Raw genomic sequence first — 15,506 nt, forward strand, 5'->3', positions numbered from 1 at the left:
TCCCGTTTCCACGACTGCCATCAACCCTGGCCGGTCCGGTCCGCGGGCACCAGCGTGACGTCAGGAACTGGACAGGATGCGGAGCGCGACCGACCCGGCCGCGCCTCAGAGACACGGCCGGATCATCGGTCGGATCAATAGATGGTCACGCCGTAGACGCTCGCGGCTTCGGTCACGGGCTGGAAGAACGTCGTGCCTCCGCTGGTGCAGTTGCCGCTGCCACCGGAGGTCAGGCCGAGCGCCTTCGTGCCGTCGTACAGTGGGCCGCCAGAATCGCCCGGTTCCGCGCACACGGTCGTCTGGATCAGTCCGCCGACCCTGCCGCCGCCGGAGTACCGGACGGTGACGTTGAGTGCGGTGACCTTGCCGTTGTGGGTTCCGGTGGTCGAGCCCTTGCGAGTGACAGTCTCCCCGACGAACGCGTTGGCAGCGGTGAACCCACCCGGGTGGCTCAGCGACGCGTTGTCGTACCGGACCAGTGCGTAGTCGTTGCCTGGGAAGCTGTAGTCGATTGTCGGGCCGATCAGCGTGGAGTGGTTGGAGTTGGTGTACCAGGTGTTCGCCACCTTCCCGCAGTGGCCGGCGGTGAGGAAGTAGTAGGTGCCGCCCTTCACCACGTTGAAGCCGAGCGAGCAGCGGTACTGGCCGCCGTAGATCGCGTCACCCGCCGAGAGCAGCGGCGTGAAGACACCGCTCGTGCGATTGACCTGTACCGCGTCGTGTTTCAGCGCGGCGACTTCCACCGCGGACACAGAGCTGTCTGCGGTGACGACCACCTTGCCGGAGGCCGTGTCGGTGTACCACGCGATGCCGCTCACCCCTGACCGTTCCACTGCGGCGTTTGCGGCGGACAGTTGCGCGGCCGGCGAAGGTGCGGCGGCACCCGCGGCCGGTACGGCGTACAGGGAGGCCGCGATCGCGCTGACCGCGGCTAGGAGCTGGGCGGTCCGGCGCAGGCGGCTCCGGACTGACGTGCGTTCGAGCCTCATTAGATCCTCCCGAGGAGTGAACGGGACCTGTGGGCGGGGTCCCTCGAACTGTCGGGCCGGTGGCGCCATGTAGCCGTGACACCACTGGCTGACACTCAGGAGTATTTGCCCGTCCGGACTTACAGGCAACCGCTCGTCAGTCGTCGCCTGCGCTGCCCTGGGCTTCAGCGGTTGAGGAGGTCGGCGGCTTGGAGCTGTTGCCAGATCTCGGACTGGTCGACGACGGTGACGCCGAGCTTCTCGGCCTTGGTGAGTTTGGCGGCGCCGACGTCGGCTCCGGTGATGAGCAGGTCGGTGCTCGCCGAGACCGACGAGGCGATGGTGGCGCCTGCCTTCTCGCAGAGTCGTTGGAAGGCTGGGCGGGCGACCTTTTCGCCGGAGCGTGGGTCGCTGATCGCGCCGGTGACCACCACTGTCTTGCCCGCCAGGGGTGCACCGGCTGCGACGACCGGTGGGAGGTCTTCCTCGCGCACGTCCAGCGATACGCCGGCCGCACGGAGCCGCTCGAGCTCGGGCCGTAGTCGGGTGAGGTGCTCGATCAGCGAGGCGGCGACCTTCGGCCCGATGTCTTCCACGGCGACGAGGCCATCGACGCCTGCGTCGGCAACCTCTTCCAGTGAGCCGAATCCCGCTCGGCACACTCTGGTCGCGGTGCCTTCGGAGGCCATCGGGATCGCGAGGCCGATCAGTGCCCGGCGGAGGCCGACCTGACGGCTCGCGTCGATCGAGTCGATCATGCGGGCAGCCGAGACCTCGCCGATGCGGTCGAACTCCAGCAGACCGTCCTTGGTCAGCTGGTAGAAGTCCGACGGGTGTTCCAGAATCCCCGCCTCGGCCAGCCGTTCGATCCAGACTCCGCCGATCGCGTCGATGTCGGCGGCTGCGCGGGATGCCCAGTGGATCAGTCGCCGTACGGTCTGGGCGGGGCAGGCAACGTTGGTGCAGAACAGTTCGCGGCTATTGCCCTGCTCTGTCAATGCCTGCTCGCACGACGGGCACACCGTGGGCGGCACGATGTCCCGCTCTGCGCCCGTGCGCTTGGAGGCGTCGAGCACGCCGGCGACGAACGGGATCACGTCGCCGGCGCGGCGTACCAGGACTGTGTCGCCGATCTTGATGTCGCGGGCGCGGATCACTTCCTGGTTGGCCAGCGTTGCGCGGGTGACCGTCGTACCGCCCACGAAGACGGGCTCCAGCCAGGCGACCGGCGCGATCTTGCCGGTTTTGCCGACGTCCCAGACCACGTCCGCCAGCACGGTGGTCTTCTCCTCGGCGGCGAACTTGAACGCCAGTGCGCCGCGCGGCGAGCTGGACCGGGTGCCGGCGGCGGCGAAGGCGTCGCGATCGGCCAGTCGCAGTACGGCGCCGTCCAGGTCGTAGTCGAGGTCGTTGCGCTGCTGCTCGATCGTGGTGATGACCGCCTGCGCAGCGGCCGCGTCGTCGCAGTGCCGCATGTCGGCGACGGTGAATCCCATCGTCTGCAGTGCGCGCTCGAGATCAGCGTCGGCATTGTCGGAGTCGCTGAGGAGGTCGAAGGCGAAGAACTGCAGGCGTCGTTCGGCGACGGTGGCCGGGTCCTTGGCGCGCAGGGTGCCCGCCGCGGCGTTCCTCGGGTTGATCAGGGGCTTGTCCGGGTGGGCGGCGTTGTAGGCGGCGAAGGTGGAGCGCAACATGACCGCCTCACCGCGGACCTCGATGCGGCCCGGTACGTCGAGCCGATCCGGGACCCCATCGGCCAGTGCCCGCACCAGCGGGGTCACGTCATCGCCGGTCGTCCCGTCGCCGCGGGTGATCGCTCGTGCCAGTTGCCCGTTCTCGTAGACCAGGGCCAGCGACAGGCCATCCAATTTCGGCATGACCACGACTGACTGGCCGGGAAAGCGGCTGAAGAAGGCCTCCACCTGCTCGGGGCGGGTCGCCTTCTCCAGTGACAGCATCGGCCGCGAGTGCCGGATCGGCGCGTGCAGTACAGCGGGCGCACCCACCTGCTCCAACGGGTTCGGGTCGGGCGCGAGCTCCGGGTTGGCGTCGATCAGCGTCCGCAGCTCGTCCTCGATCGCGTCGTACTCCGCGTCGGCCACCACCGGCGAACCCCGGTAGTAGGCATCGCGCAGTACCACGATCTGATCAGCAAGTTCCTGAATGCGCTCCCCAACGTCCACGGCCCAAGACCCTACCCGCGTCCCCCGACAACTGACCGCGTCACCGATGCGGGTTCGATCCGGTCGCCGCGGTCAGTCGACCACCGCGGGTGGCGCGCCCTCGTCGACGAGGTGTGTCTCCTCGCGTTTGCGCGGGAGCATGAGGGCCGGCACCAAGGTGAGGGCTACCAGCACCCAGGCGACCCAGAAGGTGTGCGCGAACGCCGCAGCGGCGTCGACCAGCCCGCGCGCGATCGCGGCGGGGTCGATATGGAGCGGTACGAGGCTCGCCGGCTGGGTGTTGGACAGGATGGCCGCTTGGGTCTCGCGGAGGCCTTCGCCCAGCCCGGGGACGTTTTCCGTACCGGGGATGATCGGCGAGTCGTTGAGCTGATTGGTGAGGATGACCGACATCGTCGCGACGCCGCAGGACGAGGCGATCTGCTGGGTGATGTTGAGCAGGGTGGAGCCGCGCGCGACCTGAGGGCGGGCGAGCGTCTTCAGCGCCGAGGTGAACAACGGCATCATCGTGGCGCCCATCCCGAAGCCCATCACGACCAGCATCGCGATGATCTGGGGGTACGGCGTCGTCGCCGTGAGCTGGGTCAGGCCGAACATGCCTATGACGATCAGCACGAGCCCGACTGGCACGATCCGGCCCACCGGCACCTTGTCCACGAGTCTCCCGGCGATCGGCATGGTCACCATGGCGCCGAGTCCCTGCGGCGCCACCAGGAGACCTGCGTGCAGGGTGGACTCGCCGCGGATCTCTTGGAAGTAGGTGGGCACCAGGAGGAGCCCGCCGAAGAACGCCGCGGCGAACAGGAACATCGTGATGATCGAGACGGTCAGGTTGCGGTTGCGGAACAGCCGGAGGTCGAGCAAGGGGTGCTCCGGCCGGAAGGAGTGCCAGACGAACGCCGCCATCAGCAGCACCCCGGCCAGCATCGAGACCCACACCCGTGGAGCAGTGAAGTCACCGTTCTCGGCGGGCAGGGAGGACACGCCGAAGAGGAACAAGGCGAGCCCGGGGGACATCAGTGCCACTCCGACGACGTCGAGCGATTCCGACCGCTGCGGGCTGTCTTTGGCCAGCGCGAACCAGGCGTAGATCAGGGCGATCGCGCCAAGCGGTACGTTGATGAGGAAGATCCAGTGCCAGCTCGCCACCTGGATCAGCCAGCCGCCCAGGATCGGTCCCAGGATCGGGCCGAGCAGCATGGGCACCCCGAGGATGGCCATCAGCCGCCCCATCCGGTGTGGCCCCGCCGCCTTGGTCATGATGGTCATGCCAAGCGGCATCAGCATGCCGCCACCTAGTCCCTGCAGGACGCGGAAGCCGATGAGCATGTTGATGCTCGACGCGGTGGCACACAGGGCGGACCCGGCGGTGAAGAGGAAGATCGCGGTCATGTAGAGCCGCTTGGTGCCGAACCGATCAGCCGCCCATCCGGTCAGCGGAATCACGGTCGCGAGCGCGAGCGTGTACGCAGTGACCGTCCAGGCGACGTGGGCGTACGTGACCGGGTTGTCGGGCGAGCCGAACTCGAGCTGGAAGGTCGGCAAGGCGACGTTGACCACGGTGATGTCGAGGATCGACATGACGGCGCCCAATACGACGACACCGGCGATCTTCAGAACGGCGGCATCGATGTGATCGGGGTAGTCGGAGTGGGTAGCAGGCTGGCTCATTTTGGTCCCCCTGAGCGCGAATCACGTCCTCCCGAGACTACGCGCGAATCCTGCGCGGGCACGAGCACATTTCCTCGGCAGCCTGGGCTGTCGAGCCCTCAACTGTGTTGGATCTGAACGTACGAAGGCCTGGCCTGGTCGGGCTTCGGCTCTGGGGTCAGCCGAGTTTGAAGGGGTCGCGGGTGGCGCCGGTGAGTTCTATCCAGACGGACTTCACCTCGGTGTACTCGTGGATGGCGTCGATCCCGTTCTCACGGCCGATGCCGCTCGCGCCGAAGCCACCGAACGGCACGTTGGGCGCGACCACTCGGTAGGCGTTGATCCAGACGTTGCCGGCCCGGAGCCGCGCCGCGACCCGATGCGCGCGGTGCACGTCCTTCGTCCACACCGCACCGGCCAGACCGTACGGCGTGTCGTTGGCGAGGCGGAGCGCGTCGTCCTCGTCGCGGAACGGGTACACCGACAGAACTGGCCCGAAGATCTCCTCCCGGACGACGGTGTGCTCCTTGCTCACACCGGTGAGTACGGTCGGTCGGATGAAGAGGCCGCCGTGGTCCTGGTCGGGACCGCCACCACAGGCGATCACGGCCCCTTCCTTCCGCGCTGTCTCCAGGTAACCGAGCACCTTCTCGTACTGCGGTGTGTTCGCGGCCGGCCCCATCTCGGTGTCCTCGTCGTTGGGGTCCCCGAGCCGAATCCGGTCGGCACGCTCGACGATGAGACTGACCAGTTCGTCGTGCACACTCTCGTGCACGATGAGGCGTGATCCGGCCATGCAGGTCTGGCCGGTCGCGGCGAAGACACCGGCGATGACGCCATTGGCCACTGCGGCGAGGTCCGCGTCGGGGAACACCACCTGAGCGGACTTACCGCCGAGTTCGAGTGTCACGCGGTTCAGATTCGCGCCGGCGGCTTGGGCCACGGCGGCACCGGTCGCGGTCGACCCTGTGAAGGCGACCTTGTCGACGCCGGGATGCCCGGCCAACGACGCGCCGACCGAGCGGTTCAGGCCGCAAACGACGTTGAACACGCCGGGCGGGATCCCGGCTTCGTGAACGAGTTCGGCGAAGGCCAGGGTCGAGGCAGGGGAGTGTTCGGATGGCTTCACGACGAAGGTGCAGCCGGCCGCGAGTGCGGTGGCGAGTTTGAAGGTCATCAGCAGCAATGGCGAGTTCCACGGCGTGATGGCTGCGACGACACCGACCGGCTCGCGTCGGGTGTAAACGAAGAAGTTGTCCCGGTCCGAAGGTATCGCGCGGCCCTCGATCTTGTCCGCCAACCCGGAGAAGTAGTAATACCACTCCGGTAGGTACTGCATCTGGCCGATCATCTCGCGGTAGAGCTTGCCGGAGTCGGCGACCTCGAGCCGGGCCAGTCGCTCAGCGTTGGCGGCGATGACGTCCCCGAGTCGCCGGAGGAGTCGCGCCCGCTGAAAGCCGGTCATGCTGCCCCACGGACCGTCGAGAGCGTCCCTCGCGGCTTGGACCGCTCGGTCGACGTCGACCGCCGTTCCGTCCGGGACGCTCGCCCAGGCCTTGCCGGTGTAAGGATTGGGCGAGGCGAAGGTCGCTCCCGAGAGGGCGTCGACGAACTCTCCGCCGATGTACATCTGGAACCGCTGCAGGTCCTCCCGGTCCGTCTGCGGCGTGAGCGTCGTACTGGTCATCGCTGCTCCTGGTCGTCGGAGGCGTCTTCCTACGGACGTTAGGTCACGCCCGTCGCGACGGCCAGCCGAGTCGTGGATCGGGGCGGCGATACCCGCCCCTCGTCCGCCCATTCTCACGACTCACCGCCAGCCGCGGCTCCGGCCGGCTGCGACAGCCGGGGGCGGGTCAAATGGTGAGCTTTGGCGTGGTTTTGATGCGTGCATGCCACAATGCCGGGCATGGGCGGGTTGTCGTTGTGGTCAGAAGATTCGTTTCTCTCGATCGCGAGCCGTGGGTCGATTCTGTCGATCGGCTCGGCGGGGTCGGCGCTGAGCATCGGCTCAGTTGGTTCCGCGTTGTCGGTCGCGTCGGTCGGTTCGACCCTGTCTGCCTTCTCGGCCGGGTCGGTCCTCTCGGTCGGCTCGGCGCTGTCGGCACGGTCGCGCTGGTCGGTGCTCAGCAGCGACGGTGATCGCGACGTACTGCGCAAGCCGCCGCGACCTGCCTTCGCCGCAGGTGGGGTGACGCTCGCCGTGCTACTGATCGCCTTCAGCCACAGACGCTAGCGGTACGGCGACCCTGCGCAGCTCGTGACTGCGCAGGGCCGCCATGTTCACCTACCGGCTGTCAGAGTCCGGCGCACTGGCCCGACTTCGGGCCGGACGCGGAGTTGGGTTGGCCTGCGTTGGTCGGCGCGGGGGAGTTGCCCGTGCAGGACAGCGGCCCGCTGATGTGGTTGCCGGAGACGATCGTCGAGCCGGTGTTGTTCTGCAGGACGACCGGGCCGGCAACGGTGGCGCCGTCGATCGTCACCTGACCCACCGAACCGCTGACCTTCACCGGACCCCTGACCGTCGGGGGCGCGCACTCGCCGTTGTGGTTGCCGAGCCAGACCCGGGTTCCACCGGTCACGGTCACCGGCCCGGACACGGTGGTGCCGCACAGCAGAACGTTGTCTGCCCCGGATGCCGTCACCGGGCCGCTGATTTCAGACCCGGTTGCGTAGAGTCCGGCGCCCGCAGCCACGGTTACGGGTCCCGAGATAGTCGCGCCGTCGACGCACGTGACGCCCGAGGAGACGGTCAACGCGCCCTGATGCGTCCCGGTGACCATCGTCGTACAGGACGGGACGCCGGTCGCGACGAACGGCACGACCCAGGTCTGGCCCTGACGGCTGTAGGTGACAGTCCCGTGATACACCCCGTCCGCCGGGTAGGTGTGGCTCCCGCTGACGGTCATCAGGCTTCTCCCCTGACGTTGGCTCGCCACGTAATCGCGTGCTGCGATACCGGCGGCCTCGGCCGGGGATCCGTCGCCCCAATCGATCATGGCGGTGAACTCACCAGGCGGAATCGAGCCGGCGGCCAGACGTCCCAGAGGTGCGTTGCTCAGGGTCCTGTCCACACCGAAGCGGGTGACCGTGCCCATCGCCTCCGAACTCCAGGTGACCTGGTTGATGGAGCCGAAGTTCACGCCTCCGAAGGCCCACCGAGGTCCGGCGATGCTGAGCCGTTGGCGATACGCGTCGTAGTCCTGGGTGAGCACCTTCGGAGACCAGGCCTTCTCCAGGATGCCTGCCAGCCGTGGGAAGACCATGTACTCGTTCGTGGCCAGCCCACGCATCTGCTCGCCCCAGATGGGCGCCTCGATGCCGATGATGTCCTCCGCCTTCGGTCCGCCGTACGCCGGTTGCGCCCAGACGGACCGGTACTTCTCGTACACCCATTCCGGGTCCCACGAGTAGGCCTTGTCGAGTTCGGTCCGCGGCGTCCGGCCGGGAGACCCGTCGTACCCGAAGTCGAGATAGGCGTTCCATTCCGGGGTCGTGATGACGCTGCGGCCCTGGTTGAACCACTCGGGCTTGATGAGCGGGGGGCCACCGCCGGTGTAGTCGGACCAGTAGTGGTTGATGGAGGTCGAGCCCGGTGCGTAGCCCTCCAGTGCGGGGTTCCAGCCCATCATTCGCTTGCCGGTGTCGTTGACGATGGCCTCCATCTGCCCGATCCACCACTTGTAGTCCTCGTGGGGCATCCCGATGGCCTCGTCACCGCCGATGTGGATGATCGGTGCGGGAGAAATCGCGGCAAGCTGTGCGATCGCGTCTCGCCAGAACGCTAGCGCCCGCTCACTCGCCGGGTCGTTCGGGTTGGTGCAGAACCGGTCGGTCTGGGTCTGGCCCTGGCAACCCATGACCGCGACGCCGCCCAGGGATCTGACTGCCGCCGTAGCGTGGGCCGGGCCTTCCAGCTCTGGGACGATCTCGATGAACCGGTCGGCCGCGTACTTGACCAGGTTCTTGAAGTCCTCTTGCGTGTAGAAGCCCGCGACACAGCCCGATCCGTTGCACCCGGTGCCGTCCAGAGCCGGGTAGCCCTTGATCTCCAGGCGCCAGGACTGGGAGTCGCTCAGGTGCAGGTGCAGCCGGTCGCCCTTCAACGCTGCCAGTTGGTCGATCATGGATCGGATCTCGGCCACGGTCAGGAAGTTGCGGGCAGGGTCGAGCTGAAGACCTCGATGCGCATAGCGCGGGTAGTCCAGGACCGTGATGGGCTGTGCTGTCCACGGCCCCACGCCGGTAGTGGACGAGTTGATCGCCGCTGGCAACAGCTGTCGAAGGCTCACGAAGCCGTTGAACAGGCCATGTGCTTGCGGGGCGACGATCTGCACGCCCGCACTCGACACCGTGAGGGAGTAACCCTCTGCCGCGGCGACCGCGTTGCCCTGTGGGATGCCGGACACTGGCGCGAGCGAGAGGGCGATGTCGGCGCCGCCGGCGGAACCTGTCACCACGGGGAGTACGAACCCGGTGGCCGGCCGCAGGTAACCGGCGAGGACCTCAGCCATGGCGGCGAGGGCACTGCTGGAGACGACGATCCGGGACTTGTCCGTGAGCTCCCACGGCTGACCGGTGCCGGGCTTCTGCTGCACCGGCACGGGAATGATCTGGCCGACGACCGGTGCCGGCTTGGGGCCGGACCAGATCTCGAACTCGTTGATCGTGTACCCGGTCGTGGAAGTCGTGGCCAGGGCTTGCATCCGGACACACGAGATCGGGTCCTTGCGATCGATCACCTGGGAATCCTTGTCGCTCGGATTCACCACGCGGGTGACCGTCGACCAGGTCTGGCAGTCGGCGTCCGTGGAGACCTGCAGGTCGTATTCCGTCGGCTTGGCCGGAGAAGTCCAGCGGCTGAACACCTCGTAGACCGGGGCGGGCGTGGCCAGCTTGACCTGGAACCAGTCCTGGGCCGGGTCGTAGCCGTTGCCGACCGACGCGTAGTTCGAGGTCCATCCGTTGTGCACGAACACATCGACCGCGTTGGCGGGCGCGTACGTCGCCGCGGGTGGAGTCATGCGTTGTGACTTGGCGGAGGCGACCGTGCCCGGCAGGAGGGCGAGGTTGACGCTCTCGGTGGCATCAGCAGACGTCGTGGATGTGCCGGCGGAAGCCTGTCCCACTGCCAGTGGGACCAGAGCGGTGGCGACAAGCGCGCCGATTGTCAGCGCGGGGACAGCGCGAGGTCGAGACCGATCGCCTGCGGCCGGTCTCCCCTCGGGTTTCGGCGACAAGAAAGGGAATCTCACGTCACTCCTTACCGGTGCAGGGCGGTGTCACGCGGGCGTCGAGGGCGACCGTACCGGCGATTTTCCGCCCCACGCACTACACGTGCAAGAACCGAGTCCACAGTCGGCCATGCCGTTTACACCGAGGTCACCCAGGGGCGCGTGACGTAGTAGGACGTCAGGCCGGCTGGGCCGCGGTACTGCGCGATTCGGCCGGCCTGCCTTTCTCCAGTCTCGGCCGCCGATTCTAGAGCCGCCCACCGGCCGCTGGCCGACGGCGGCAGAGAAGAAGGCGGCCGGACAAGGTGCCGAGGCAACAAAAAGGTGCCGAGGCAACAAAGAGGCCGCTGACCCTGGGGCCCGCGCCTCAATACAGCCGCCGCCCCGCGCAGTCAGTTGCCTTTGTTGCCGGGGTCGGCTAGGTGACCATGATGACCTTGCCGGTGGCCTGGTTGGTCTCCAGAAAGTGGTGGGCGGCCGCCAGATCGTCGAGAGAGAAGATGCGGTCGATGGTGGGCTGGTACGCGCCGGACTCGACCTGGTTCACGACGCGTTGGAGCGCTGCGGTGTTGCCCATGGCGTCCTTGCTGTGGAACGAGGTGAGCTTGGTGCCGGAAGGGATCATCGCGATCGGCTCGAAGTCAGGGATGAGCCAGCCGCTGAGCGAGCCGGAGATGCAGACACTGCCTCCGCGACGAACAAGGCGAAGCGAGTCGAGCGCCGTACTTGTACCGACCAGGTCGAGGATGTGGTCCGGCCCGGTGGGCCAGAGTGCGTGGACGTCGGCGGTCAATCGGCCGTCGTCGAGGAACGCGTGCCGGCTCTGCAGAGTGGCGAGCTTGTTCTGGCTGCGCGTGGTGGCGGCGGTCTCGATGCCGGCGGCCGACGCGATGGTCGCGGTAGCCATTCCGACGGACGAGGTGCCACCGCGGATGAGCAACCGGTCACCCGAAGCCACGCCCAGCGCGTCCAGTGACCCCTGTGCGGTCAGGTAGGCCTCGGGAAGTGCGGCGAAGACCTCCCAGGGCAGCGCCGTGGTGATCGGCATCAGGAGTGCGTTCGGCAGTACGGCGTACTCCGCGTAGCCACCGTCGAAATCGCGACCCATCTCACCCATCACGGCCGCGACTGTCGTGCCTTCTGGCAAGCGTGAATCGGTCGAGGCCGCCACGATCCCGACGCACTCGATCCCCAGTACGCGCGGGAAGCTGACGCTGGGGGAGTGTCCTTGGCGGGTTCTCAGCTCGGAGCGGTTCAGCCCCGCGCCCTTGATCTGTACCACGCTCCAGCCTTCCCGAACGGCTGGAACCGGGACCTTGCGAATCTCCAACACCTCGGGACCACCCGGGCGAACGCACACCACAGCTCGCATCATCATGCGGTCACTCTCGCCGACGGGTAGCTTGGCTGGACACCGGTAAGATGCCATCTCATGCCCGTTGCCCGCCAAGTCCCTGAGACGTCACGATTGCTGCCGTCCGGTGGTGTGCATCTGTGGCGGTCCGGCGGAGCCAGCGCGCCCCAGTCACACTCCCGTGGTCACCTGGTGTATGCCGCCCGCGGCGTACTTTCCGTCCACACGGAGCGCGGTACGTCGATCGTCCCGGCCAACCGCGCCGCGTGGACTCCAGCCGGCTTCACGCACTACCACCGGGCCCACAGCACGACCGACATGCGGATCGTCTTCCTCTCCACGGCCATGGCCCGTCGCGTACCCGACCACCCAGTCGTGTTCACGGTGTCGGATCTCGCCCGCGAGGTGATCCTTGCGCTCACCGGTGATCGCAGCTACCACAGCGACGCCGAAGCTCGCCTTCGCAGAGTCCTCGTCGACGAGCTGCACGAAAGTCACGACCAGTCACTCCACCTGCCGGAGCCACACGACGACCGCCTGCGAGCCGTCGCGCAGGTCCTTTACGACCACCCCGACGACAGCCGGTCGCTAGCCGAGCTCGGCCACCTGATCGGCGCAAGCGCCCGCACCCTCAGCCGCCTCCTCCACGACGAGCTCGGCATGACGTACTACGAGTGGCGCACCCAGGTGCGCATCTACCACGCGCTGATCCTGCTGGCCGACGGTCACACCACCACCCACATCGCCCACGCCTGCGGCTGGTCCAACCCCAGCGGCTTCATCGCGGCCTTCACCGCTCTCGTCGGCACTACCCCAGGCCGCTACCGAAACCCCTAGCTGCCCGAGGCAACAAAAGGCCGCGGACCGTTAGGTCCGCGGCTCTGTCTGTGTGCGAGGACGAACACGCACCTTGACCGCATGCCTCCTGCTCAACGTCTGAACGAGTTCAGACCTCGCCTCCGGCTCGGTGGTGACGCGGTAACGGCCGGGCAAAAGGGGCACGCGGTGCGGGTGCGGCTCGAGCCGGCTGTGGGCTGGTCGGCGTACGGTGGCTGCATGATTGCGCGCATGTGGCGGGGCTGGGTGCCTACCGAGAAGGCAGCCGAGTACGTCGAGATCGTGGAGCGCACGGGTATGGCCGGCTATCGGCGTACTCCGGGAAACGAGGGCGCTCAGCTGCTCACCCGCGATCTCGGCGACGGCCGGACCGAGATCATCACGCTGAGCTGGTGGACCGACCTCGATCAGATCCGCGCCTTTGCCGGCGACGACATAGACCACGCCAAGTATTACCCGGAAGACGATGAGTATCTGCTCGACCGGGAGGCCACGGTCGCGCACTTCGACGTTGCGTCCCCATCATCACCATGAGACCGAGCATCTTTGGTCAAGCTGACCGAGATCGATCCCGGTCCTACTGTCGGACAGACGAGCGTCGTCAGCGGGCTCACGGCCCTCGCGTTCGGGCCGGTGCCTATCAATCTGCCGGGCGTGTCGGCGTGACTGCACCGATGGGGTTCCCGTCTGTCTGCCAGACAGCGCGGTAGCCCGCCCGAGCCAGCCATGCTCGTGCGCGCCCGAGCTGGCGCTCGTCCCGAAACAGTGTCCAGCGCGTTAGCTGGTCGTCGGCCTTGAGCACGTTACGGAACTGGCGGAACGGGCCACGACCCTCGAGTGCCGAAAACAGCTGCTCCCTCAGTGGTCCGTCCGCCAGGCCGGCGGCGAAGTCGAGCATGTCGCGATAGGCCTCGCCGCTTTCCGGCTGGAAGTACAGCCACCTGTCCGGATCGAAGGTCTCGCTGTCCTCGTCGGGCTCCTCGGGACGATCCCAGTCCAGCGAGCCCGGCGGATAGACGTTCCCGGTGAAGAGGTCGACCGCTCCATCGCCTTGGAGGGAATCACCGTCCAGGAAACCAGCCAACATCTCCAGGTCGACCGGCACCGCGGTCAGCGGCCACGACAGGTGCTCGCTGGTGACTGGCTCCCCGAACTCGGCCAGCACTTCCACGGCCAGGACGTCGTCGCCCGCGGCATCGCGATCCCGGAGGCCGGCGACGCAACGCCGTATGAGGTCTCTGTCGGCAGCACTTCCGGCCCGGAGTAGGGCTTGTCCGGCCTGCTGCAACACCGGCGCCAGGGAATGACCTTCGAGCAGCACATCGGTCTCGCCGGCGCGCAACCGGCGGAGCGTCGCGCGGTCCCACAGATCATCGTCTAGGTCGGTCATAGTCACCAACTGTAAGAGCGTCTGCGGCGATCACAGCAGACTGCTTCGGTCCGCGCCAACGCGCTTCAAGGCGTCGGAGAGTTGGCCTACGTCTTGCACACGGATCTCGCCGGTGTCGTCGGTGACCTGATGCCACTCGTGGTCCGTGGCGTAGTAGACGTACGGGCTGACCGGGCCCGGCCGGCTGATGAACAGGGTGGTGGCGAGTGTGACCAACATGTCCAGGGCGGTGAGCACCGTCTGGTCTCGGAGTACGTGCACGAGCAGCATGTCTCGGACCGGCATTGCGACGAGGCAGCCGAACGGCGGATTCTCGACCTGTAATGACTCGCGCAGGACAGTGTCGAGTACCAGTGCCCTCGATGCGGTGAACATGCTGCCGGTCAATGCGGTGATCTCGGCACCGTTGTAGTGCACGTGCTCGACCTTGTCTTGGAGGCGGCGCAGGTTCGACAGGCCTATCCGGCTGGCTTCGTCCCGGGTCACGCCGAGGCTGTCGATGTCGAAATGCATTGCCACCGCCCGGCCGGTGTAGGTGGCCGGCACGGTGAGTACGCCTGGTGCGAACTTGGGCATGCGTTCGGCCCAGGTGGGCTCGATCGTGGACGCGCACACCAGTCGAAGGTAGAGCTCGCTTTCCAGGTCGTCCGGAATCGGCGGCGGCCCGTCCGGAGCGGTTATCTGGTCGAAATGCGCCGCCACCGCCGAGCGCCACTGCTGTCGTGGCAACCCAGCGACTGTCCGAGCGAGGTTCGCGAGTCCGGCGACCATGCCGTCGTGCACCTGAACACCGTCTTTTCCGACCGGTATCAGAGCGCCTGCACCGTCATACTGCATCGGCAGTCCCCGTTTCGCGACCGCATCCTCGGCCAGACGCACCAGCCGGATCGCTTGGCTCGCCGTCAGCGGTGTCAACACCGGATGTGGCTGCTTCCCAGCTGTCTCATTGCGCCGCCGGTGGCCTCCACAGCCACTTCTACGGTTGTCATTGTCATTGCCAGCACTCATCGAGCACCTCCTTGCCCAGAAACATATGGGTCTTCCGACGAGCGGAACGGACGACTTCGCAGCCTGTGGAAACCTGCCGCGGTGGATGAATCCCGCGTCGCCGAAGCGGCACCGACACCGGTGGCGACTCGAGCGCGGGACTGACGGCGAATCCGATCGATGTGGCGCGATCGGGGCTCAGTCGAAGTAGGGCGTTGTCGGGCGCTTGAGGTAGTGGGCGGTAGGTCGCTTCATCGAGCCATCCATCATGAGGATCTGTCCGGTGTCGTTCTCGCGGACTACGTTGACGGACGGGACCATCCTGTTGGCGGCCCGGGCCGACCGCGGTTACCTGGTGACGATGTTGACGAGCCGCCCGGGCACCACGATCACTCGCTGGACCTGGACGCCGGCCAGCACGCGGACCACCAAAGCGTCGGCCAGCACCAGCGCCACGGTGCTCGCCTTGTCTGCATCGGCAGGCAGCACGGTCGTCGCCCGAACCTTGCCGTTCACCTGCACCGCGATCTCGACCGTCTCAGTCGTCAGCAGGGTCGGGTCGGCGACCGGGAAGGTCTCCCACGCCAGCGACCTTGCATGCCCCAGCCGCGACCACAGCTCCTCGGCGACGTGGGGCGCCAGGGGGGCCAGCATCAGCAGCAGTGGCTCGACGACCTCCCGCGGTGCTCCTCCGGCCGCACCCCATCGCGCGGTCAGGTGGTTGTTCAGCTCGGTGATGCGGGCGATCGCGGTGTTGAAGCGCAGCGTTTCCATGCCCTCGCGCACGGCCGCGATCGTCCGGTGCAGCTGCCGCCGGGTCTCCTCGTCGGCCGCGTCCGAAGAGACCCGCGGCGAACCGGTCGCCTCGTCGACGACGTTGCGCCAGACCCGCTGCAGTAGCCGGTA

Annotated in this window: 12 protein-coding genes; 2 read left to right on the forward strand and 10 right to left on the reverse strand. The window is 67.3% G+C overall.

What is annotated here, in order from left to right:
• Positions 1-134: 134 nt before the first annotated feature.
• The 7 genes from EV648_RS39695 to EV648_RS39725 form a co-directional block, all read right to left on the reverse strand.
• Complete coding sequence (locus EV648_RS39695; RefSeq protein ID WP_132301177.1) at positions 135-989, reverse strand: S1 family peptidase; 855 nt, start codon at positions 987-989, stop codon at positions 135-137.
• A gap of 164 nt (positions 990-1,153) precedes the next feature.
• A complete protein-coding gene (ligA, locus tag EV648_RS39700) occupies positions 1,154-3,151 on the reverse strand; it encodes an NAD-dependent DNA ligase LigA (protein WP_132301179.1) in 1,998 nt (665 codons plus the stop codon).
• Positions 3,152-3,223: 72 nt separating this feature from the next.
• Complete coding sequence (locus EV648_RS39705) at positions 3,224-4,822, reverse strand: DHA2 family efflux MFS transporter permease subunit (RefSeq protein WP_132301181.1); 1,599 nt, start codon at positions 4,820-4,822, stop codon at positions 3,224-3,226.
• A gap of 157 nt (positions 4,823-4,979) precedes the next feature.
• Positions 4,980-6,488 carry an aldehyde dehydrogenase gene (locus tag EV648_RS39710; RefSeq protein ID WP_132301183.1) on the reverse strand — a complete coding sequence of 503 codons (1,509 nt, stop codon included), beginning with the start codon at positions 6,486-6,488 and terminating at the stop codon, positions 4,980-4,982.
• A gap of 113 nt (positions 6,489-6,601) precedes the next feature.
• On the reverse strand, positions 6,602-6,958 hold the full coding sequence (locus EV648_RS42915; protein WP_158294200.1) for a hypothetical protein: 357 nt from the start codon (positions 6,956-6,958) through the stop codon (positions 6,602-6,604).
• A 137-nt stretch (positions 6,959-7,095) separates the two neighbouring features.
• The gene (locus tag EV648_RS39720) at positions 7,096-9,822 is read right to left on the reverse strand and encodes a family 20 glycosylhydrolase (RefSeq protein ID WP_132301185.1); all 2,727 of its coding nucleotides are present in this window, start codon (positions 9,820-9,822) and stop codon (positions 7,096-7,098) included.
• Positions 9,823-10,450: 628 nt separating this feature from the next.
• Positions 10,451-11,410, reverse strand: a complete 960-nt coding sequence (locus EV648_RS39725) for a zinc-binding dehydrogenase (RefSeq protein WP_132301187.1) — start codon at positions 11,408-11,410, stop codon at positions 10,451-10,453.
• Positions 11,411-11,578: 168 nt separating this feature from the next.
• Between EV648_RS39725 and EV648_RS39730 the strand changes: the two genes are divergently transcribed.
• Together EV648_RS39730 and EV648_RS39735 are read left to right on the forward strand one after the other, a co-directional pair.
• Positions 11,579-12,223 (forward strand): AraC family transcriptional regulator, encoded by a 645-nt coding sequence (locus EV648_RS39730; RefSeq protein ID WP_241996067.1) that lies wholly within the window; start codon positions 11,579-11,581, stop codon positions 12,221-12,223.
• Positions 12,224-12,442: 219 nt separating this feature from the next.
• The gene (locus EV648_RS39735) at positions 12,443-12,757 is read left to right on the forward strand and encodes an antibiotic biosynthesis monooxygenase (RefSeq protein ID WP_132301189.1); all 315 of its coding nucleotides are present in this window, start codon (positions 12,443-12,445) and stop codon (positions 12,755-12,757) included.
• Between the two features lie 106 nt (positions 12,758-12,863).
• Here the strand turns inward: EV648_RS39735 and EV648_RS39740 are convergent, their stop codons facing one another.
• The 3 genes from EV648_RS39740 to EV648_RS39750 all read right to left on the reverse strand — a co-directional run.
• Positions 12,864-13,565, reverse strand: a complete 702-nt coding sequence (locus EV648_RS39740) for a hypothetical protein (RefSeq protein WP_132301191.1) — start codon at positions 13,563-13,565, stop codon at positions 12,864-12,866.
• Between the two features lie 78 nt (positions 13,566-13,643).
• Positions 13,644-14,531 (reverse strand): hypothetical protein, encoded by an 888-nt coding sequence (locus tag EV648_RS39745; RefSeq protein WP_132301193.1) that lies wholly within the window; start codon positions 14,529-14,531, stop codon positions 13,644-13,646.
• A gap of 417 nt (positions 14,532-14,948) precedes the next feature.
• Positions 14,949-15,506: class I tRNA ligase family protein (locus EV648_RS39750; protein WP_158294201.1), on the reverse strand; the 558-nt coding region annotated here is incomplete at its 5' end.

Source organism: Kribbella sp. VKM Ac-2568 (genome assembly GCF_004345365.1).
Taxonomy (GTDB): domain Bacteria; phylum Actinomycetota; class Actinomycetes; order Propionibacteriales; family Kribbellaceae; genus Kribbella; species Kribbella orskensis.